Annotated in this window: 17 protein-coding genes; 9 read left to right on the top strand and 8 right to left on the bottom strand. The window is 71.6% G+C overall.

The window, feature by feature from the left end:
* Positions 1–78: 78 nt before the first annotated feature.
* The gene (locus RM779_RS15720) at positions 79–1,554 is read left to right on the top strand and encodes a family 43 glycosylhydrolase (protein WP_394813304.1); all 1,476 of its coding nucleotides are present in this window, start codon (positions 79–81) and stop codon (positions 1,552–1,554) included.
* Here RM779_RS15720 and RM779_RS15715 read toward each other — a convergent pair.
* From RM779_RS15715 to helR, 3 genes are all read right to left on the bottom strand, one after another.
* Positions 1,542–2,603, bottom strand: a complete 1,062-nt coding sequence (locus tag RM779_RS15715) for a hypothetical protein (RefSeq protein ID WP_311618315.1) — start codon at positions 2,601–2,603, stop codon at positions 1,542–1,544. The two genes, RM779_RS15720 and RM779_RS15715, sit on opposite strands and share 13 nt — an antisense overlap.
* 615 nt (positions 2,604–3,218) lie before the next feature.
* A complete protein-coding gene (locus RM779_RS15710; RefSeq protein WP_311618314.1) occupies positions 3,219–5,255 on the bottom strand; it encodes a glycoside hydrolase family 97 protein in 2,037 nt (678 codons plus the stop codon).
* A 139-nt stretch (positions 5,256–5,394) separates the two neighbouring features.
* The gene (helR, locus tag RM779_RS15705) at positions 5,395–7,566 is read right to left on the bottom strand and encodes an RNA polymerase recycling motor ATPase HelR (protein WP_311618313.1); all 2,172 of its coding nucleotides are present in this window, start codon (positions 7,564–7,566) and stop codon (positions 5,395–5,397) included.
* A gap of 672 nt (positions 7,567–8,238) precedes the next feature.
* Here helR and RM779_RS15700 point away from each other — a divergent pair.
* Entirely contained in the window at positions 8,239–9,348 is a 1,110-nt protein-coding gene (locus RM779_RS15700) for a ferric reductase-like transmembrane domain-containing protein (protein ID WP_311618312.1), read from the top strand.
* A gap of 163 nt (positions 9,349–9,511) precedes the next feature.
* Positions 9,512–10,735 carry an MFS transporter gene (locus RM779_RS15695; RefSeq protein ID WP_311618311.1) on the top strand — a complete coding sequence of 408 codons (1,224 nt, stop codon included), beginning with the start codon at positions 9,512–9,514 and terminating at the stop codon, positions 10,733–10,735.
* 37 nt (positions 10,736–10,772) lie between these two features.
* Here RM779_RS15695 and RM779_RS15690 read toward each other — a convergent pair whose 3' ends face one another.
* Both RM779_RS15690 and RM779_RS15685 read right to left on the bottom strand, forming a co-directional pair.
* Entirely contained in the window at positions 10,773–11,528 is a 756-nt protein-coding gene (locus RM779_RS15690) for a class I SAM-dependent DNA methyltransferase (RefSeq protein WP_311618310.1), read from the bottom strand.
* 209 nt (positions 11,529–11,737) lie between these two features.
* The gene (locus RM779_RS15685; RefSeq protein WP_311618309.1) at positions 11,738–12,073 is read right to left on the bottom strand and encodes a hypothetical protein; all 336 of its coding nucleotides are present in this window, start codon (positions 12,071–12,073) and stop codon (positions 11,738–11,740) included.
* 410 nt (positions 12,074–12,483) lie between these two features.
* On the opposite strand from RM779_RS15685, the gene RM779_RS15680 reads away from it, so the two are divergent.
* Positions 12,484–13,245: a class I SAM-dependent methyltransferase gene (locus tag RM779_RS15680; protein WP_311618308.1), complete on the top strand. Its 762-nt coding sequence runs from the start codon at positions 12,484–12,486 to the stop codon at positions 13,243–13,245.
* On the opposite strand, the gene RM779_RS15675 is transcribed toward RM779_RS15680, so the two are convergent.
* Both RM779_RS15675 and RM779_RS15670 read right to left on the bottom strand, forming a co-directional pair.
* Positions 13,202–13,888: a response regulator transcription factor gene (locus tag RM779_RS15675; RefSeq protein WP_311618307.1), complete on the bottom strand. Its 687-nt coding sequence runs from the start codon at positions 13,886–13,888 to the stop codon at positions 13,202–13,204. The genes RM779_RS15680 and RM779_RS15675 overlap by 44 nt on opposite strands.
* Complete coding sequence (locus RM779_RS15670) at positions 13,885–15,117, bottom strand: sensor histidine kinase (protein WP_311618306.1); 1,233 nt, start codon at positions 15,115–15,117, stop codon at positions 13,885–13,887. The genes RM779_RS15675 and RM779_RS15670 overlap by 4 nt, the downstream gene beginning before the upstream one ends.
* Before the next feature lie 142 nt (positions 15,118–15,259).
* Here RM779_RS15670 and RM779_RS15665 point away from each other — a divergent pair, with 142 nt between their 5' ends.
* From RM779_RS15665 to RM779_RS15645, 5 genes are all read left to right on the top strand, one after another.
* The gene (locus RM779_RS15665) at positions 15,260–15,838 is read left to right on the top strand and encodes a hypothetical protein (RefSeq protein ID WP_311618305.1); all 579 of its coding nucleotides are present in this window, start codon (positions 15,260–15,262) and stop codon (positions 15,836–15,838) included.
* Positions 15,839–15,870: 32 nt separating this feature from the next.
* Positions 15,871–16,587 carry a sulfotransferase-like domain-containing protein gene (locus tag RM779_RS15660; protein ID WP_311618304.1) on the top strand — a complete coding sequence of 239 codons (717 nt, stop codon included), beginning with the start codon at positions 15,871–15,873 and terminating at the stop codon, positions 16,585–16,587.
* 77 nt (positions 16,588–16,664) lie between these two features.
* Complete coding sequence (locus RM779_RS15655; RefSeq protein WP_311618303.1) at positions 16,665–17,066, top strand: YunG family protein; 402 nt, start codon at positions 16,665–16,667, stop codon at positions 17,064–17,066.
* A gap of 305 nt (positions 17,067–17,371) precedes the next feature.
* On the top strand, positions 17,372–18,265 hold the full coding sequence (locus tag RM779_RS15650) for a lysozyme (protein ID WP_311618302.1): 894 nt from the start codon (positions 17,372–17,374) through the stop codon (positions 18,263–18,265).
* A gap of 108 nt (positions 18,266–18,373) precedes the next feature.
* Positions 18,374–19,024: a peptidoglycan recognition protein family protein gene (locus RM779_RS15645; protein ID WP_311618301.1), complete on the top strand. Its 651-nt coding sequence runs from the start codon at positions 18,374–18,376 to the stop codon at positions 19,022–19,024.
* 52 nt (positions 19,025–19,076) lie between these two features.
* On the opposite strand, the gene RM779_RS15640 is transcribed toward RM779_RS15645, so the two are convergent.
* A complete protein-coding gene (locus tag RM779_RS15640) occupies positions 19,077–19,955 on the bottom strand; it encodes a glycerophosphodiester phosphodiesterase (RefSeq protein WP_311618300.1) in 879 nt (292 codons plus the stop codon).
* Positions 19,956–20,274 lie beyond the last annotated feature (319 nt).

Here is a 20,274-nt window from a genome sequence, read left to right as displayed (position 1 = left end):
GACTCCGTCACCGCGTTCATGACACGTGGCGAGACACAAGGGAGCCGCTGATGTCCCCCCCCCCGATCCCGAATCCCGCTGGTCACAGCGTTGTTCGCGCTGCTCATCGGCCTGGCCTCGGCGCCGCAGGCCACTGCCGGAGGCACGATGTCCGTAACCGCCCCAGACCCGACGGCCGCCGCCGACCCGGCATCCGCCGCACAGCCGACGTCCCCGACCGCTTCAGGAACGTTCCGCAATCCGCTCAACACCGGCCCCGACCCGTTCGTGGCCTATGCGAACGGGGAGTACCACCTCACCACTACGCAGGGCGACAGCATCAGGATGTGGAGTTCGCCCTCCCTGAGCACCCTGCTGGCCGCCGACCCGGTCACCGTGTGGACGGACTCCGACCCCTCGCGCAACCAGCACATCTGGGCGGCCGAGTTCTACCGCTTCGACGACCGCTGGTACATGTACTACACGGCGGACGACGGTGTGGACGATCACCACCGGCTGTACGTGCTGGAGTCGGAGGGCGACGACCCGACCGGTCCCTACCACTTCAAATCGCAGCTCGAACCGCCCAACCACGTGGACACGTTCGCCATCGATCCCGGCATCCTCCAGCACGACGGGCGGCTCTACCTGGCGTACAGCGGCATCAACGCCTACCAGCACAACGGCCTGAACATCGCGCCGATGTCCAACCCCTACACCGTCTCCGGCAACGCGGTGGCCCTCGACGGTGCCGGCGGCTGCCCCGAGGTCCGGGAAGGCCCCCAGTTCCTGTACCGCAACGGCCATACCTGGATGACGTATTCGACCTGCGACACCGGCAAGCCCGACTACCAGGTGTGGATGATGTCCCTGCCGGACGGCGCCGACCCGCTGGTGCCGGGCAACTGGACCCAGCACGACGGCCCCATCTTCTCGCGCAACGACGCCGTGGGCGTCTACGGCCCCGGCCACCACTCCTTCTTCCGGTCCCCCGACGGAACGGAGGACTGGATCGTCTACCACGCCAAGACGACCTCGGAGATCACCTACACCAACCGCACGACCCGCGCCCAGAAGATCAGCTGGAACGCGGACGGCAGCCCGGACTTCGGCACCCCGCTGGCGCAGGGCGCGACACAGGACCTGCCGTCCGGCGACCCGGGGTCGGGCAACTACTGGATCAACGACGACGGCCGGTCGAGCGGTGACGGCACGGTCACGTACCAGGGCACCTGGAACTCCGGCAGCGGCTGCGCGGCCCAGTGCTTCTGGAGCGACGACCACTGGAGCGATCAGGCGGGAAACACCGCGACGTTCCGCTTCACCGGCACCAGGATCGCGCTGCTCTCCGTGCGGGACACCGGCAACGGCATCGCCGCGATCAGCGTCGACGGGGGCCCGGAGGAACGTGTCGACTTCCACGGCCCGATCCGGACGGGCGAGACCCTCCAGTACCTGAGCCCGCGGCTGCCGCACGGCGAGCACACCCTCCAGATCCGGGTCACCGGCGAGCACAACCCCGAGTCGGGGGCGGCATTCGTGAGCGTGGACCGCGCCGAGGTCTACACCGACTGAGATCCGGCACCGGAAAGGGCGGCGGCTCGGCCGGCCGGCGTGCGTTCGCGCCAGGCGTCCAGCAGGCGGTCGGCCGAGCCGTCCACCGGGCCCAGCGCGTCGGACAGCGTGGCCGGGTCGGGGAGTTCGGCGGCGTCCACCGCGTCCGCCGCCCCGGCCGGGTCGGTGATCGTCGCGGAGCAGACGGACAACAGGTAGTCGGGGACGGACAGTTCCCGGTCCACGCAGCCGACGAGCGGGGTACCGACGGCGGCGACCAGGGGGAAGACGGTGCCGGGTATGCCGATCGCCGCCTCTGCGCACGCCGAGGCGATCACGGAAGGAACGGTGCTGATCTCGTACTGCTCCCACAGCGAACGGTCCTCGCGCGGGTGCAGGCCGACCAGGATGCGCTTGCCCGCCGCGGCCAGCCGTTCGGCCGAACGGAGCAGCAACTCGGTGCCGGGCGCCGCGTCCCCGGTCTGGTCGGGGCGGGTGACACTGGTCAGCACGAGCACCAGGTCCCGTTCGGGGCGGCGCCGGGGGAGATCGTCGGTCTGCGGCGAGCCCACCACCCGCACCGGGCGCCTGGTGCCGAAGTAGTCAGCGAACGCCCGCCCCTCCGCCGGGGACGAGGCGGTGAACAGGCGGACATGACGCCGCAGTTCGCGGGCCCGCGGCGCCTCGACCGGCAGCTGGTAGGCCAGCGCGGAGGCGTTGAGGGGCAGTCGGCGGAACCGAGCCGCGCAGTCCGCGGGCCAGTCGCCCGCGCCGGTGACCACGAGCAGGTCCGCCTCGGGCGCGTCGGCGGGGGTGGCGACCTGGACGGGGTCGCCGGGGCCGACGCCCGCGTAGTCGGGGACGAGTTGGGTGAGGTCCCAGCGGCGGCGCAGGGCCTCGTCGAGGAGCGGGGCGACGTGGTAGGTGCCCCAGGGCTCGTTGGTGGCGATCAGCACACGGAGCGGCCGGGGCCGGCGCGCCCAGGCGGCCGAACCGGCGAGGCCGGCTCCGGCGGTTCCGCCCAGGAGCCCGCCCAGCATGGAACGGCGCGACAGTTGCGTATCGATCATGAACGCCAACGTAGTGTCCGAGTTCGACCGCTGTGTGAACAGATTGTTCCGCTCAGAAGGCCACCCCACGGCCACCGGTGCGGCGCACCCCGGGGGCGAGCGCCGCCCGGGCGTGGGAGTTGTCAATTCTTCGTATTCACGTCGCCCGGCTCCGCTTCTAGATTCGGTCGCGGGAATCTTCGCCCAGGGAGGGAGCAGGCCGGCCACGGGGAACATTGAAACCAGCGGTACCTGGCACGCCAGGGACTACGCGTCGATGTTTATCGGCCTGAAAGCGAATCACGTCAGTTGGGGCAACGTCCCGGACAGCAGGAGAAGCGGTTACCACTTCCGGGGCAATCCCCGGGCCGAGGCAGTGCTGACGGTTCCGAATTCGTGCTGGGTACCCTCACGCACCACAATTACCGCATCCCCCGCTGCCGCACTCGCGGTTCTCCGGCGGCTTTTCCTACGGAATCGGGCAGCAGGTCCGGAACGAGGAGGGCGACACCGCGCTCCTGGAGGACGCCAACGGGAACACGGTCTCCGCCTTTCCCTACGGCGGCTAGGTCCGGCCCCGGGGACCGGCGCCGGGGACCGGCGCCGGTCCCCGGCGTTCGGGAACGTCCTTCCCGGTCAGGAACGCGTCGGGCGGAAGCGGATCGCCGTGCCGCCACCGGCGACGAGCCGCAGGGTGAGCACGGTGGCCGATCGCACCGTCCGGGTGTGGACGTCGATCGGCAGCGGGTTGTCGTGCCAGCTGGTGTCCACGGCGTCGCGGTAGATCTCGGCGCTGTGCCGCCCCGGCCCCAGGAACCGCAGCGGCACGCGCAATGTCCGGTCGTGCTCGTCGGTGATCGCGCCGAGATACCAGGTGTCACCTTTCCGGCGGGCCGCGACCGTGTAGTCGCCGATCACGCAGTCCAGGAACCGGGTCTCGTCCCAACTGGCCGGCATGTCCTTCAGATACGCGAACCCCGGGTGTGAGTGATAGTTCTCCGGGGTATCGGCCAGCATCTGCGTCGGGCTGTGGAACACCGAGTACAGCGCGAGTTGCGCGGCCGAGGTCGTCTGCACCCGGGTACCGAGCCCGGCCGGGTCCCACGTCACGTTGAGCACGCCCGGGGTGTAGTCGGCCGGCCCGCCCATGAATCTGGTGAACGGCAGGATCGTGGCCTGCTCCGGCGGATTCCCCCGCGGCCCCATGTAGTTGTGCTGCTCCATCCCGGCGACTCCCTCGCCGGTCATCATGTTGGGGTAGGTGCGCGCCAGGCCGGTCGGCTTGATGGCCTCGTGCGCGTTGATCATGATTTTGTGGCGGGCCGCCGCGTCGATGACCCGCTGGTAGTGGCGCACGGCTTCCTGGTCGTAGTGGCTGCGGTTCACCCCGCCCAGCTCGAACCTGGTGGCATAGCCGGTCTTTATCGAGTGAATGCCGAGTTCGGCGTACCGGGCGAAGATCGTGTCCATGTTCTGTTCGTAATAGTCGACGAAGCCGCGGGTTTCGTTGTGTGCGACGAACCCGATGCCGTTGGCCCGCGCGTAGCGCAGCACCTCGGGCAGGTCGAAGTCCGGTCGCGGCGTGAGGAAGTCCTGGCCGGTCCACTCACCGCCGGCGTTCGTGTTCCACCCCTCGGCCAGCACATGGCTCGCGCCCGCCTCCCTGGCGAGGTCGATGTACTGCTTGACCCGTTCGGTCGTCGCCCCGTGCCGCGGCCCCTCGGTCCAGGTGGTGTGCCGCCGTTGCAGCTCCCACCACACACCGACGTACGTGCCGGGCGAGATCCACGAGGTGTCGGCGAGCGCGCACGGCTCGTTGAGATTTTCGATCAGATGCGATTCGGCGAGATCACCGGGGCGGTCGCCGATGGTCAGCGTGCGCCACGGAGTGGAGAATTCACCCGACAGCCGGGCCTTCGTGCCGTCGGGCAGGCTGATCAGCTCGCTGGCGAACGTGCCCGGCCGCCCGCTCCCGGCGGCGAGGGTCATGCTCGGATAGTCGATCAGCGCCGCCTCGTGCACCACGATGTGCTGACCGTCCGGTGTGGCCAGCGTCAGCGGGGTCTGCGCGGTGTCCACATCCGACAACCGGGCCTGCCGGTAATGCCGTTCGTCGGCGTTCCAGTCGGTACCCGCCGCGAGCGACCAGCTGGTGGCGGCCGGCGGCAGCGCGAACTCCGTGCGCTCGGCGGTGACGGTGTAGGTGTCGAGCCCGGCCTGGGCGGGCAGGCGATAGCGGAAGCCGACGCCGTCGTCGAAGACCCGGACGATCAGGTCGAGCCGTGTTCCCGTCGACGCCTGCACGGTCCGCAGCACGCATTCCCTGGCATGGTTGCGGACGAGCGCGTCGGGGCCCCACAGCGGACGCCACGACTCGTCGATCGTCCTGCGCTCGACGGACTCCACCACCAGGCCGCCGGTGAGCGACGGCCGGTCGGCCAGGTCGAGCCCGAGCCCCGAGGGGGCCACCAGGACCCGGCCGCGGCGCACGACCCCGTACCGGAGACGCCCGTTCGCCACGGAAACGGTCACCCGCAGCAGGCCGTTCGGCGAGCGGACCGTGACGTGTCCTGGCGTCGCGGCGGATGCGGTGGCGGGGGCGGCGAGCCCTCCGGCGAGCACGGCGCCGGCACTGGCGCCCAGGACTGTACGACGGTTCGGGTTGCTGACCATCTCACGCTCCATGACAAAGGCCCGGGTACTGGACGGACGGGCACATGCTGTCCTCGCCCGTGGCCGCCGGGCAAGAGCCGCGCAGCCACGCATCCGCGCGGTCACGCATCCGCGCGGTCACGTGGCGCCGCGGCCGGAGTCAGGAGCTGGTGAGGATGACGAGCTGCCGCGTCGCCCGGGTCATCGCGACGTAGCGGTCGACCGTTCCCTCGATGCCCGTGCCGAACGCCTCCGGGTCGATGAGGACGACCAGGTCGAACTCAAGCCCCTTCGACAGCTCCGGGGTCAGCGACCGGACGCGGGAGGTCGCCGGGAACGTCGCCTCGAACGTCGCCCCGAACGCCGGATCGCTGATGACGCAGGCGGTCCCTTCCGCATGCGCGGCGAGCCAGGCGTCGAGGATCGCTCGCAGGTCCGCAACGGCTCCGTGGACGACGGGAACGTCGCCGCCGCGGACGGAGACCGGCACGTTGGCGTCCGGGAGCACGGTCCGGATGACCAGTTCGGCTTCCGCCATGACCTCCTTGGGCGTCCGGTAGTTGATGCTCAGGGACGCCACGTCGATCCGGTCGAGCCCGACCCGCTCCAGCCGTTCCCGCCACGACTCCGTGAACCCGTGCCTGGCCTGGGCGCGGTCCCCGACGATGGTGAAACTCCGGGACGGGCAGCGGAGCAGCAGCATGTGCCACTCCGCGTCGGTCAGTTCCTGCGCCTCGTCCACGACGATGTGCGCGAACGGGCCGGCCAGCGGCTCCGGGTCGGTGCCGGGCAGCGCGGCCTCGTCGACCAGGCTCTCCTGGAGGTCCTGCCCGCGCAGCATCGTCACCGCGCCCTCGCCGTCGTCGTCGGCCTGGAGCAGGTGGTCGATGACGCCGGCCATGCGCTCGCGTTCCGCGGCGACGGAGGCGCTGTGCCGTCGCTTGCGCCGCGCCGCCTCCGGGTCGCCGAGCCGCTGCCGTGCCGCGTCGAGCAGCGGCAGGTCGGACACCGTCCAGGCCTGGGCGTCCGCGCGCCTGAGCTTCCGCGCGTCCTCGGGGCTGAGCCAGGGGGCGCACATCCGCAGGTAGGCGGGCACCGACCACAGATCCCCGACGAGGTCAGCCGCCTCCAGCAGCGGCCACGCGCGGTTGAGGGTGCCGACCAGCTCTTCGTCGTGCGCCAGCGACCTTCGGAACTGGTCGGGCGGCACGTCGCCGCCGTGCTTGTCGAGCAGAATCGTGACCAGTTCCGCCCAGATCTGCTCGCGCGCCTCGTTGTGCGGGGTGCCTGGTTCAGCTGCGTCGAACGCCTCGGCCCAGTCGTCGGCGCTCAGCCAGACGTCGGACCAGTCGGTCGTGACCGTCATCCCCTTCGCGGGCGGCTCCTCGTAGAGCCTGACGGCCGGCTCGATCGCCTTCACCATGTCCGCGGACGACTTGAGCAGGGCCACGTCCGGGTCGGCCTCGATCGCCGCCCGGGCTCCCTCGGTCACGAGGTCCCGCAGGGTGCAGGTCCGCACGCCCTCCTCCCCGAGGCTGGGCAGAACGTCGGCGACGTAACCCAGGTAGGGCTGGTGCGGACCGACGAACAGCACGCCGCCCCTGCGGTGGCCGAGGCGCGGGTCGGAGTAGAGGAGGTAGGCGGAACGGTGCAGCGCGACGACGGTCTTCCCCGTGCCGGGACCGCCGTCGACGACGAGGGCGCCGCGGGAGCCGGCCCGGATGATGGCGTCCTGGTCGGCCTGGATGGTGGCGAGCACGTCGCGCATCCGGGACGACCGGCTGCCGCCAAGACCGGCGATGAAGGCGGACTGGTCGTCGAGCGCGGCATGCCCTTCCAGCCCGTCGGCGGTGAACACCTCGTCCCAGTAGTCGCTGATCCGGCCGCGGGTCCAGCGATACCTGCGGCGGCTCGCCAGACCCATCGGGTTGGCGTGGGTCGCCGCGAAGAACGGCTCGGCCGCGGGCGAGCGCCAGTCGAGCAGCAGCCGGCGTCCCGTGCTGTCGGTGAGCCCGAGCCGCCCGACGTACAGGGGTTCCGCGTGGTCCGCGTGGACCATGCGCCCGAGGCACAGGTCCAGGCCGAAGCGCCGCAGGGCGCGCAGCCGACCGGTCAGCCGGTGGATCTCCGTGTCCCGGTCCATCGCCGCCCGGCCGACGCCGCCGGGCGCCTTGCGCTCGGCGGCGAGGCGGCCGGACAGTTCGGCGATCGCCTGCCCGAGGCTCTCCGCGACGGCCGCGAAGTGCCGCTCGTCGTCGGCGATCAGCGCCGGGTCGGCCTTGGGGGAGAGGCGCTCGGGCAGGTCGAACGCGCTGGTGGCCGAGGCGTTCATGTCAGCGACTCCGATCCGGGGACGCTCCGGAACGGTCCGGCGGCGGACACCCCAGCGCCTCTATCCCCCGACAACAGCACACACACTTCGTGTATCTCCTTTTTCCGCAGGTTCCGGCCTCGGCGGGTGATTCTCCGGCACGACCCGGGTCTTGCCGCAAGCCCCCCGATGCGCTATACGTTGAGAGTGGCAAGAGGTGGGGACTCCCTCGCGCCCTTCCGGCCCACCGCGAACGGACAAACCCGCGGTGCCCGGCCGGCCATCGGATAGGTGACGGGGATGTCCCGTGCCGGGAATTCTCTGGTCGTGCGGCGGTCGGCCAGCGGGGCGGGTCGGCGGGTCGCCAGGTCGGCAGGTCATCCGGGGTTTCGCGCGCGGTTTCGCGCGCTTTCTGTGATTCCGTGATTCCGCACATGCGCCGCTCCGCGGAGAACGCCACCGAATCCCGGGTCGTTCAACCGGGCCGATTGGTTCCCGAGTAAGGCCGCTTTTTTCTGTCCGGCGCGTAAATACCCATTGCCCGCGGCCGAAATCCGGAACCGGATCGATGTCTTCCGTGGCGGAGAAAACGCCGTTACCCTTCATGGCTGGGAGCGCGGGACCGACGATGTCGCCGCGGGCCGTCCCTCATCGGCGACCCGTTGGCACGCCATAGGAAAGCGGAGTTGTGTCATGGCAGAGGTCTCGGAAACAGTGACGCCCTCCTCACGCAAGGAGAAGGAACGCCGCGCTCGTTTCGACTGGGCCGGTCTGCGCGCCGACCTGCGGGCCGCGGTGCCCGACGCCTCGCTGGCCCTGGCGATCACCGTGTTGATCTACTGGCTGCTCTACGTCCGCGTGGAGAACGGCAGTTCGGCGACCATTCAGATCATGCCGATGCTCGCGGACGCCGACGAGTTCTGGATGTACTGGATGTGCCAGGCGTTCGGCTGGTCGGCGATGCTGTGGGCCTACATCACCGTGATATTCGGCCTGATGCGTTCCGGGCCGCGGCCCCGCTGGGGCTGGCTGCCGGCCGCCCGGCTGGAGAGGTGGCACCGCACCACGAGCCTGACCACCATCGGGCTGATGTTCATGCACATGTTCTTCTTCTTCACCGACCAGCTCAGGACCAACCAGCACAACTGGTCGTTCGGGCGCAGCCTGTGGACCGCGTTCGTCGATGTCTTCGTGCCCGGCGGTTACGCCACCGGCACCGGGCGGGTCGCCATCCTGGTGGGCCTGCTGGCCTTCTACCTGGCCATCCCGCTCGGCCTGGCGTTCTACCTGCGGCACAGGACCGGCCCGCGGATGTGGCTGGCCCTGCACCGCTTCGTCATCGTGGTCTACGTGCTCAGCGCGTGGCACACGCTGCTCTACAGCAGCCAGGCATGGTATGACGGCGCGTTCCGCACGTTGCTGTGGGCGTTGCAGATACCGGTCGCCGTGCTGCTCCTGGTGCGGCTGATGGCACCGGCCCGGCCGGGGGAACGCCTCCGGGCGCGCGGCCCGGGCCGCCGCGAGCACGCGCTGCCGTTCAGCGCGCGGGTGGTCGGCCGGATCGTCGTGGTGGCCACGATTCTGGGGCTCGTCGCGGTCATCGTCACCGGCGTGGACGGCGGGCGCACCCCGGAGGGCGGCTCTCCCCCGCCCTGGCCGGAGAAGTGGGTGATCTGGGTCGGCCTGCTGCTGTTCACGCTGGCCATCGTCACCGTCATCCTCCGGCTCCGGTCCCGGGCCGCCGCCGCGGCGCGGCCCGCCACGCCCGCGGAAAGCCGCGCGGCGAGCCCCGACGGTCGCTGAGTCCTCTCCTGGCGTCGGGTTCGTGGCTCGCGCCCGTCCCGACGCGAGCAGCAGCAGATCGGAGGTCACGCATGGGCTGGCGGGCAGGCCCCGGCCGCGCCGCGGGATCGTTGCGGACACGATCCGGCCGGGCGCCGGGCGGCAGTTCCTGGCACGCCGGTCGATGAGCACCCGGGCAGCGGCCGAAGCGGGCGCTCGGGCGCGCCGCTTTCCGCCCGCCCGGCTGTGGCGAACCCTCACGGGTGCCCAACTCGCGCTGCTCGTCGGCGGGTTCCTGGTCAACATCGGTACCTTCGCGGTCTATCCGTACCTTGCCGTCCTGCTGCGTGATCGCGTGGGCATCGGGATGGCGCAGGTCGGCGTCGTGCTCGGGGTGGCCACGCTGATGCAGTTCGCCAGCGCGCCGTTCACCGCCGCGTTCGCCGAACGGGTTGGGCTGAAACGGACGTTGGTGCTCGCCACGGGTCTCTACACCCTCGGTGCGCTGACGTACCTGGGCGGGGTGGGCGAGCCCGTGCTGATGGTGCTCGCCCTCTTCGTCAACTGCGGCGCGGGGGCGCTCTACTCACCCGCGTACCGCGGCTATCTGGTGCACTCGGCGACAGTTGAGCAGCGACCGCGGCTGGTGTCCTCGGGGAACGCCGCGGGCAATCTCGGCATCGCCCTCGGTCCTGTGGTCGGGGCGCTGTTCCTCCGCGAACCGGGCCTGCTGTTCGCGATGAGCACGGTGCTCTACTCCGTGCTGGCGGTCGGCCACGCGTTCCTCCGCCCCGAGCGGCCGGCCGAGGGCGGGACGGCCGCCGAACCGTTCCGGCGGGTGCTTCGCGGCCTGGCGGGGGTGCCGTTCACGGTGACCGTGCTCACCCACTACCTGTACATGCAGTTCTACCAATACCTGGCGATCTTCGTGGACGGGCGTCTCGCCACGGCCGTCTTCGGCATGATCATGATGGGCTATTCGTTCGGCTTGGTGGTGCTGCAACCGCTGCTTGCGGAATGGGTGGGACGGACCCGCCACTCGGTGGTGATGGCAATCGGCTTCTCCTGCATGGCCGTTGGCATGGCGGCGTTCGCCAGCGGCCGACCGGCCGGGGTGGCGGGCGGCGCCATGGCGATGAGCGTGGGCAACGCGGTGCTGTTCCTGAAGAACGAGCTGGAGGCGCTGGCGCGGTCACGGAGATCGGTCACCGTGACGTTCGGCCAGCAGCGGCTGGCGGTCGGCGTGGGCGCGCTGTTCAGCGGGGTGATCGGCGGCACCGTGTACGGGCTGTTCGAGCGGGCGGATCTGCTGCCCGGATTCTGGTTGGCCGTTGCCGCGCAGTGCGTTCTGCTTCCGCCGCTGGTCCTCGTGGCGGGACGCCGGCTGCGCAGGGCCAGCCGGCCTTGAGCCGCTGCCCCGCGCCCCGGCATGGCGGTCGGTGCGGTCAGGAGGCGGGCGTGGCCGGCTTTTCGTACACCGTCACGTAGTTGCCCTGACCGCGGAACGGCTCACGACGCCAGCCGCCCCACCGACCGCGGCATTCGAGCCCGGCGAGCCGTGCCATCAGGTCGAGTTCGCTGGGCCAGGCGTAGCGCATGAACGCCGGCGCCAGCCGAATCCCGCCGTTGGTGATCAGCACGTGGTGGCCTTCGAAACGCTGCGCCACGGGGTCGTGGCGGACGGCGGTGAGCCGTACCTGGTCGAGGCCCACATGGTGCGCCTCCACCCGCTGGTCGCGGTCGTAGCGCGCCACGTCCGGCATCGGGCACTCGAGGACGAACCGGCCGCCCGGAAGGAGGCGTTGGGCGACGTTGGCGAAGCAGCGCACCTGCTCCTCCTGGGTCATCAGGAAGAAGAAGGTGGAGAACACGACGAAGACCATGGCGAACTGGTCGTCGGTGTCCGGGGCGACATCCGCCATGTCACCGATGGTGACCGGAATCCGCTCGCCGCCCGGCTTGGCGCGCATGCGGGCCACCATCGCCTCCGACGCGTCGATGCCCCGCAGGTCGACGCCCTGCGCGGCCAGGGGGATCGTCACCCTGCCGGTGCCCACGGCCAATTCGAGCACCGGTCCCGCGGGCCCTTCCTTGACCAGTTCGGCCAGGAACCGAACGGCTTCCGTGGGGTCGATCGCGTGCCACTCGTCGTAGACGTCGGCGTTCAGCTCGCCGTAGGTCTCCGGTCCGTAGTCATCCATGAGGCTTCCTCCGCGAAGGTCGGTTCAGCGGCCAACGTGCGGTACGCGTGTCTCGCCAGGTGCGGCTCGTGAACGTGCCCAGCGGGCACAGGGGGAGCCGACGGCACACTCAACTGGTCGGGCGGCCGGCCGGGAAAGTTCCCCGGCCGGCCGGCCGGCCGCGCCGGGCTCCGCGGGCCCCGCGGGCCCCGCGGGCTCCGTGCGCCGGCTCAGGCGGCGAACCACGGAACGCGGCAGGCATGGGGCGCCGCGCCTTCCGGGCACAGGGTCCTGATCACCGTCTTACGGAGCGCGCGCCAGGTCCGCAGGGAACACACCACGCGGACGCGCAGCTCGACCGGCCGCCGTGCGCCACTGCTCCGGCCGGGATGCTCCCAGGCCCACTGTTCCGCCAGGCCGTCGAAGAGGTCGGTGGCGGGCGGTTCGGCGGTCCGTGCGACGACCCGGGCGCTCCGGGCCGCCACAGCCTCGTCGACGAGACTCTGGACCCATGCCAGCCCCTGCTCGTCCGCGTACAGGCCGAACCTCAGGGTGCGTGTCCTCATTGCCTCAAGCCTTCTGGTCTTCCGGTGCGTGACGTGCTGGCACCGTAGCCGCTGGCCGAACCGGACGCGCACCGGGACCGGCGCCGTCATCCGCGATGTCGCGGCTCCGCGGGGCGGGAGGACACCGAGCCTCAGGACACAGCACCAGGACGCACCTGCCGTTCCAGCTGCCGTTGTGGTTGTCGTGGCGGGGCCAGGCCATCGCCCGCCGTGTCTGGGGTCCGTACTCGCCGTCCGCGAGGGCGGCGCGGGCCCGCGATGGCCACTGGCAGGGGTCGGCTCGGCCGCCAACCTGCGGCGCCGCGGCGCCCCGGCGTCACGGGGCGGGGCTATGATCCCGGGCGGGGCGCCGGCTGTGCCGTCGGCGGCGTTCACGGGCACGGGTACCGGCGGGGGAAGATCGGGTTGATGTGACGACTGCCGGTCCGGCCGCGCGGCTGTACGGGGATCTCGCCGGCTGGTGGCCGCTCATTTCCCCCGTCGAGGTGTACGAGGACGACGCGCGGGCCGCCGTCGAACTGTTCGGGCTGGCCGGGCATCCCGTCCGCCACGTGCTCGAACTGGGCAGCGGCGGCGGGCATCTCGCCCACCATCTGCTGCCCCGGCACACGATGACGCTCGTCGACCTCTCGCCCGGCATGCTGGCCGTCTCCCGCCAACTCAACCCGGCGGCCTCGCACGTGCTCGGGGACATGCGCGACGTGCGGCTCGGCCGCACGTTCGACGCGGTGCTGGTGCACGACGCGGTCGACTACATGACCACGCCGCGGGACCTGTCGGCCGCCTTCCGCACGGCGTTCGAGCACTGCCGCCCCGGCGGCGTCGCCGTCTTCTTCCCCGACCACGTCGCCGACACCTTCGAGCCGGTGACCGACTGCGGCGGCAGCGATGCCGAGGACGGCAGCGGCGTCCGGTACCTGGAGTGGCGCCTGCCGCGCGAACCGGGCGCGACGACGGCGCGCACCGAGTACACGTTCACCCTGCGGGACGCCGACGGCACCATTCGCACCGTGCACGAGACGCACGTCACCGGCCTGTTCACGGTCGCCGAGTGGCAACGGCTGCTCGGCGCGGCCGGGTTCGAGGTCTCCACCGCGCGCGAGAGCGGCGGGCAGGGGCGCACCATGTTCATCGGCCACCGGCCCGCGGACCCGGCGGGCCCTCGGGGGTGACCAGGCCGGAGCGGTGGGCCAGAACGGCCAGCGCGGTGCGGTCGCGGGCGTGCAGCTTGGCCAGGATGCGGCTGACGTAGGTGCGCGCGGTCGCCGGGCTGATGTGGAGCGCGGCGGCGATCTCGTCGTTCGCGTCGCCGTGGCCGATCCGCGTCAGCACGGCGCGTTCCCGTTCGGTCAGCGCGGCCAGCCGCGGATCGGGGGCGGGGGGCCGCGGGGCGCGGGCGAGGTGCTCCATGACGCGCCGCGCGATCGGGGGCGACAGGAGATTGCCGCCGGCCGCGGCCGTGTGCACGGCGCGGCGCAGTTCGTCGGACGGCGTGTCCTTCAGCAGGTAGCCGGCGGCGCCGAGGCCGATCGCTTCGAGAATGTCCGTGTCGTCGTCGAACGTCGTCAGGATCACCACCCGGGTGCCGGCCAGGCCCGGGTCGGCGCGGAGCGCCGCGGTGGCCGCGAGCCCGTCCATGCCCGGCATCCTGATGTCCATGAGCACGACGTCGGGGCGCGTCCGGCGCACGAGGGGGAGCGCGGCCGCGCCGTCCGCCGCCTCGCCCACGACCCTGATCCGCGGGTCATTGCCCAGCAGGACGCGCAGGCCCACGCGCACCAGGTCCTGGTCGTCCACGACGACGACGTCGGTCATGCCGGCCGCCCCGCGGGCCGTTCCAGGGGCAGCACGGCCCGCACCACGAAGCCGGCGTCCTCGGGCCCGGCCGTCAGGGTGCCGCCGAGCGCCTCGGCCCGTTCGCGCATGCCCGCGATGCCGTGGCCCCGGCCGGCCGCGCCGGTCGGCCCATCCGGCCCACCCGGCCCATCCGGCCCGCCTGGCCCTGGCGGCCCGTCGTCGGACACGGTCAGGCGCAGCACGTCGCCGTCGGCGCGCACACTGATGCGCGCGCGGCTGCCGCGGGAGTGCCGCACGATGTTGGTCACCGCCTCCTGCACGATGCGGAACGCGGAGGCGTTCACCGTGGCGGGCAGTCCGTCGAGGGTGCCGCCGTGGGCGCCGTCGAGGTCGACGTGCAGGTCGACGTCGACACCGGCGGCCGAGGCGGACACGCGCAGGCTCTCGACGTTGGCCAGGGAGACGACCGTGCGCCCGCCCTCGCCCGGCTCGCGCAGCAGGGCGACGGTCCGCCGCAGCTCGGTCATGGTGTGCGTGGTGGCCGACTTGATGAGGCCGAGCGCCGCGCGGGTCTGCGCCTCGTCGCGCCCGAGGGATTCGCGCGCGACGTCGGCGTGGAGGGAGATGACGGACGTGGTGTGGCCGATGGAGTCGTGCAACTCGCGGGCGATGGCCAGGCGTTCGGCGTGGAGGCGCGCGTCCGCGTCCTGCCGGGACCGTTCGGCGGCGAGGTCGGCGATCCGCCGGGCCCCCGCCTGCACCGAGCGGCGCGACCTGAGGCTGTCCCCGAGGGCGATGGCCGCGGCCATGAGCAGCACGTGCCCGGCAAGCTCGTAGCCGACGACGAACGAGAAGTCCTGGCCCTCGAGCAGGCGGAAGAACAGCGACACCGCGAGCACGGCCGCCGTGGTGACGACGGCGAGGGCCAGCCGCCCGAACTCGGCGGCGGAGAACAGCGCGGCGGCGACCGGAACGGCGACCCCGACGGCCGGGTAGCCCGCGGCGTAGTACGCGCACAGCCCGAGCGCGGTGACGGCGAGCACGACCCCGGGGTGGCGGCGGCGCGCGAGCATCAGGGCCCCGAGCCCCGCCGCCCACAGGTACGCCGGCGCGTCCGGACCGTGCCGCCCGCCCTGGTCGGCGGAGATGACGAGGGAGAGAACGAGGCAGACCGCCGCGCCGAGCAGGGCGTCGACCGCCCAGGGCGGCAGCGCCGCGCCCCGCCGTTCCCGTCGCTCACTGACCACGGCTTCACCCTACGGCGGGCCCGGCGGACCGCGGCAGCGACGGAAAGCGACGGAAAGCGACACCGGATGTCGCCCGGGAACGTACCGGGCTCGCGCCGCGCCGCGGACGCGGCGCGGGCGGTGCCGTTCCTAGCGTGGCGCCATGCCCTTCCCGGACCAGCCACCGCAGCAGCCGCACCACCGGCCACCGCACCGGCCACCGCACTGGCCACCGCACTGGCCGCATCAGCCGCACCAGCCGTCGCGTCGCCCGGCGGCCGGGCGCGGCCGGACCCTCGGCCTGCCGCCGGTGGCCGTGATCGGCCTCGCGCTGATCGCGGCGCCGCGCGTCGTGCTGCACGATCTGGACGTCATCGAGGAAGGGACGGCGGTCAACGCCCTGTTCGTCTTCGGACCCCCGGTGATCTGGGTCGCGGTCGCGTGGTGGAGGCGCGTGGCCAACCCGTTCCTCACCCTCCTGGCGGTCGGACTCGCCTACGGGGTGCTGCTGGCGCTGGGGCACCAGCTGTTCTGGGAGCGGAGTTTCGGCGACGATCCGCCCGCTCTCGGCGGGAACCTGAGCGACCTCGACCCCACGGCGCAGACCGTCATCCTGCGCGTCTTCGCCGTGCCGAGCAGCCTGTTCACCGGCGTCCTGGTCGGGGCGGTCAGCGGCCTCGTCGCCTGGGGCATCGCCCGGCTCACCTCGAACGCCTCCGCGTCGCGGACCCGTTCGAGGTGAGCCGGCCGGCGGAGCCGGGATACGCTGCGCGCATGCCGGTGTTCGCATTGTGGAGCGCGCCCCGGGCCCGCTCGACGGCCTTCTTCCGTTCCATGCTCGAACGAGGCGACCTGATCGCTCTCCACGAGCCCTTCTGCAATCTGGCGGGCTTCGGGGAAACGGACGTCGACGGCCGGACGTTCGACTCGCCCCGGGCGCTCCTCGCCTGGCTGCGTGACGAGACGGGCGGCGTCACCGTCTTCCTCAAGGACACGACCGACAACCGGCACCGGGAAGTCCTCGCCGACCGGCGGTTCCTCGCCGAGGGCCGGCACACCTTCCTCATCCGCCGTCCCGAGGAGATCGCGGCGTCCTACTACGCGCTGTACCCCGACATGAGCATCAACGCGATCGGGCTCCAGGCGCTGTACGAGCTGTACACCGCGGTGCGTGACGCCGGCGGGAACCCGCCGGTCGTCATCGACTCCGACGACCTCGTGGCACGGCCCGCAGCGACGATGGCGGCCTACTGCGCGGCCGTCGGGCTGCCGTTCATCCCGCGGGCGCTGAGCTGGGAGCCAGGCGAACGCCCCGAGTGGCGGCGGTCCGCGCGTTGGCACGCCGACGTACAAGCCAGCTCCGGCCTGGAACGGCGCGCACGCGTGTACACGCGCACCGTCGAGAACTCCGCCGAGCTGGCCCGGTTCGCCGCTCACCACCGGCCCTTCTACGAGCGGCTTCACGCGGCGCGACTCGACGTTTCCCTGTGAGTTTCCCCAGCTCGGCTCAGCTCGGCTCAGCTCGGCTCAGCTCCGCGGTTGTCAGTGGCCGGTGCGAGGATGCCGGTATGACGACACCGTTGCTTCTCGCCGATATCGAACGGGCCGTGCGCAGCAGCTGGGGGGCCGACACCGCGACGCCCGCCCACCGGCCGCACTGGAGCCAGGACAATCCGTCGCGGGACCAGTGCGGGGTGACCGCCATGGTGATCAACGACCTGCTCGGGGGCGAGCTGCTGCGCGGCGAGGTCATGGTGGACGGTGAGCGCACGGACTACCACTGGTGGAACCGGCTGGGTCTCGGAGTCGAAGTAGACCTGACCCGCGAGCAGTTCGGCCCGGAGGAGATCGTCACGGAGGGTGTGGTCGTGCCGAGGCCGCCGACCTTCGTGCGGCTCCGGGAGGAGTACGAGCTGCTCAGGGACCGGGTGCTGCACAAGCTCGGCGGGCCCCCGGTCCCCGGCGCGTAGCGCGGGCCCGCCGCGCCGCCGGGCCGGAGGCGGGCGGTGGGCGGTGGGTGCCCGGGTACGGCGATCGGGTGGCGGTGCGGCGGTCGGGTGGCGGTGCGGCAGGGAGGTGCGGCCCTTCAGTGGGTGAAAGTTCTCGTCTCCCGCGTGTCATCGCCGCAGGCGCATCTCTTTTTCACAGGGTTAGACCATAGAGATCCCCCGAAGGCCCTTCCCGTCAGCGGGGTCTACGTGCGTCACTAATGACGTGGCCGCGTCAAAGTGCTGCTGATCCGTCCCCCCCGTCCGCGACGTACCAGGAGTCAGTCATGCTTACCCTCAGATCCCCCCTGCCGAAGCTCAGGTGGCGTGCCGCCACCGCGGCCGGCGTCTTCACGGCAGTTTTCGCCATGCTGCTGACCGCGCCCTCCGCGGCCGCGGCCACCCCGGCCGACGCGACCCCGGCGCCCGCCTTCGGCTCCATCGAGCCGGGCGAGGCGTTCATGGGCGCGGGCGCCCTCATCCACGAGGGCGAGGACCCGACCGGCGGCGAGCCCGTGCTTCCGCTCGACACCACGGGCGTCCAGGGCATCGACATCTCGCACTGGCAAGGTGCGATCAACTGGGGCTCCGTGCGCAACGCGGGCATCCAGTTCGCCTGGATGAAGGCCACCGAGGGCACCAACTTCAAGGACTCGCGCTTCAACACCAACTACCCGGCGGCCCACGCCGCGGGTGTCATCCGCGGCGCCTACCACTTCGCGCGTCCCAACGTCTCCAACGGAGCCACCCAGGCGAACTACTTCGCTTCCAACGGGGGCGCCTGGTCGCGCGACAACCTCACCCTGCCGGGCGTGCTGGACATCGAGCACAACCCGTACGGGGCGATGTGCTACGGCCTGTCCACCACGCAGATGCGCACCTGGATCAACGACTTCTACAACACCTACAAGGCGCGCACCAGCCGTGACATCGTCATCTACACGACGGCGAGCTGGTGGAACACCTGCACCGGGAGCTGGACCGGCATGGCCGCCAAGTCCCCGCTGTGGGTCGCCCACTGGACCACGGGCAGCCCCACCATCCCCGCCGGGTTCCCCACGTGGACGGTGTGGCAGTACACCGCCACCGGCAGGGTCGGCGGCGTCTCGGGTGACGTCGACCGCAACAAGTTCAACGGGTCGAGGGAACGGCTGCTGGCCCTGGCCAACAACACGGCCTGACACGGCGGCCTGACACGGTCCGACATCGGTAACACGCCCTGAGAAACCCCCACGCTCGCGGTGGAGCCGGCTCCCACCCGGCTCCACCCCGTTCTCGAAGGAGCACCCGTGGTCCGCGACTTTTCGATCCGGCGCCGGCTGCTGTTCGCCGCCGCGGCGGGCACCGCCGCCGCCGTCGCCCTGCCAGGCGCCGCGTCGGCGGCCCAGGCCGTCGAGCCCGACATCGACGGCACGGCGCAGTGGAACGCGCGGCCACCGGGCGGCAACATCTCCGTCCTGCCGTACCGGCCGAGCATGATCGTCGTCCACCACACCGTGAGCGACAACACCTCGGACTTCTCGCGCGCCCAGGCCCACTCCCACGCGCACTGGGTCCAGGACCTGCACATGGACGGCAACGGCTGGGTGGACACCGGGTACAACTTCCTGGTCAGCCGCGGCGGTTGGATCACCGAGGGCAGGCACCGGAGCCTTGAGGCGCTGAACGGCGGCACCGGCTTCGTGTTCGGCGCGCACACCTCGGGGCAGAACGACCGGGGCATCGGCATCGCCAATGAGGGCGCCTACCACGACGGTGCGACGCCGCCGGCCGCGCAGTGGGACGTGCTGGTGGGCCTGTGCGCGTACGTGTGCCAGCAGTACGCCGTCCCACCGACCGAGATCTACGGCCACAAGGACTTCGGGAACACGCTGTGCCCCGGCGTCCTCCACGACATGCTGCCGCAGCTGCGCGAAGAGGTGGCGGGCGCGCTCGGCTGACCACGCGCCGGGAGGCGGCCCCGCGGGGCCGCCTCCCGTGAGCCGTGCCCGTTCAGCGCTGGGTCAGCGACTGCGGGTAGTCGGTGATGATGCCGTCCACGCCGAGGCCCGCCATCGTGCGCATGGCCCCCGGCTCGTTGACGGTCCACACGTTGATGGCCATGCCCAGCTCGTGGACGCGGTCCACCAGCTCCTGGTCGGTGACCGTGTACTGCGGGTTGACCTGGTCGGCCCACGTGCCGAGGGTCACCAGCTCCTCCTCGGTGGGCCGTTCGGCGGTGAGGAAGCCGATCGGCACCTCGGGCATCAGGCCGTGGAACGCCTGGGCGTCGTCCAGTTCGAAGGACTGAACGCCCAGCCGCCCGGCGGCCAGCGCCCGTTCGGTGAAGCGCGGCTTCCCCCACAGCGTCTCGGCCAGGTCGTCCGCAAGACCCTCGTAGTGCGCACAGGGGCTGATCTCGGCCAGCAGCCCGGTCGCGCCGTTGCTGCGATCGACGCGGCGGATCACGTCGTTCACCGTGATGATCCGTTCCCCCGCGAAGTTTTCGTGGAACCACGAGCCCGCGTCCAGTCGGCGCAGCTGCGCCCAGGTGAAGTCCGAGACGCGGTAGCTGGAACGGCCCGGGTACACCTCCTCCACGTTGGTGGTGCGCTCCATCGTGCAGTCGTGGAAGTTGACCAGCCGGCCGTCCTTCGTTCGCTGGACGTCGATCTCGACGAAGTCGGCGCCCTGCGCGATGGCGAGGTCCGTGGCCGCCGCGGTGTTCTCCGGCGCCATGCCGGACGAACCGCGGTGGGCGAGGACGGCGGGTCCTTCGTTCCCCGCGTTCCCCTCATTCCCTTCGTCCGCCTGCGCGGCCGCCGGTGCCAGGGTCAGCGCGAGGCAGCCGAACGCCGCCACCGCCGTCGCCCGCCAGACCTGCTTCTTCACTCGGGACACCCGGGAAACTTCGGTCACTGCTCTCACTGCGGCCTCCGCCCTTTCATGGAACGGCTGCGAGCGTTTCCGGCCGACATGACGAGAAGCGGACGCCGGTCTGGACCGTTTCCGATCAGCGTGTGACACGGCCCACCGAACTGGGCATTACGGGCGCCCCGCGCCCGGCCGGGTTTCACCGAGTGCGCTACCCTGTCGCCATGCGTGCTGTACGCCTTCTGCTTATGCAGCCGCGCTGACCACGATCGACGTCGGCGCGGCCACCCCTCCTGAGCGGGGGGTTTTTTCATGGCATGGCAGATGACGACCGATG

The organism is Streptomyces johnsoniae, from assembly GCF_031845565.1.
GTDB lineage: Bacteria > Actinomycetota > Actinomycetes > Streptomycetales > Streptomycetaceae > Streptomyces > Streptomyces johnsoniae.
The sequence above is the reverse complement of the archived record's forward strand: the minus strand, read 5'-3'. Positions and strand labels throughout refer to the sequence as shown.

Coding starts and splice junctions, on each gene's coding strand:
- RM779_RS15700 (WP_311618312.1), top strand. CDS start 8,239: ATGGCAGAGGTCTCGGAAACAGTGACGCCCTCCTCACGCAAGGAGAAG.
- RM779_RS15655 (WP_311618303.1), top strand. CDS start 16,665: ATGACGACACCGTTGCTTCTCGCCGATATCGAACGGGCCGTGCGCAGC.
- RM779_RS15675 (WP_311618307.1), bottom strand. CDS start 13,888: ATGACCGACGTCGTCGTCGTGGACGACCAGGACCTGGTGCGCGTGGGC.
- RM779_RS15665 (WP_311618305.1), top strand. CDS start 15,260: ATGCCCTTCCCGGACCAGCCACCGCAGCAGCCGCACCACCGGCCACCG.
- RM779_RS15690 (WP_311618310.1), bottom strand. CDS start 11,528: ATGGATGACTACGGACCGGAGACCTACGGCGAGCTGAACGCCGACGTC.
- RM779_RS15685 (WP_311618309.1), bottom strand. CDS start 12,073: ATGAGGACACGCACCCTGAGGTTCGGCCTGTACGCGGACGAGCAGGGG.
- RM779_RS15695 (WP_311618311.1), top strand. CDS start 9,512: ATGAGCACCCGGGCAGCGGCCGAAGCGGGCGCTCGGGCGCGCCGCTTT.
- RM779_RS15715 (WP_311618315.1), bottom strand. CDS start 2,603: ATGATCGATACGCAACTGTCGCGCCGTTCCATGCTGGGCGGGCTCCTG.
- RM779_RS15660 (WP_311618304.1), top strand. CDS start 15,871: ATGCCGGTGTTCGCATTGTGGAGCGCGCCCCGGGCCCGCTCGACGGCC.
- RM779_RS15710 (WP_311618314.1), bottom strand. CDS start 5,255: ATGGTCAGCAACCCGAACCGTCGTACAGTCCTGGGCGCCAGTGCCGGC.
- RM779_RS15650 (WP_311618302.1), top strand. CDS start 17,372: ATGCTTACCCTCAGATCCCCCCTGCCGAAGCTCAGGTGGCGTGCCGCC.
- helR (WP_311618313.1), bottom strand. CDS start 7,566: ATGAACGCCTCGGCCACCAGCGCGTTCGACCTGCCCGAGCGCCTCTCC.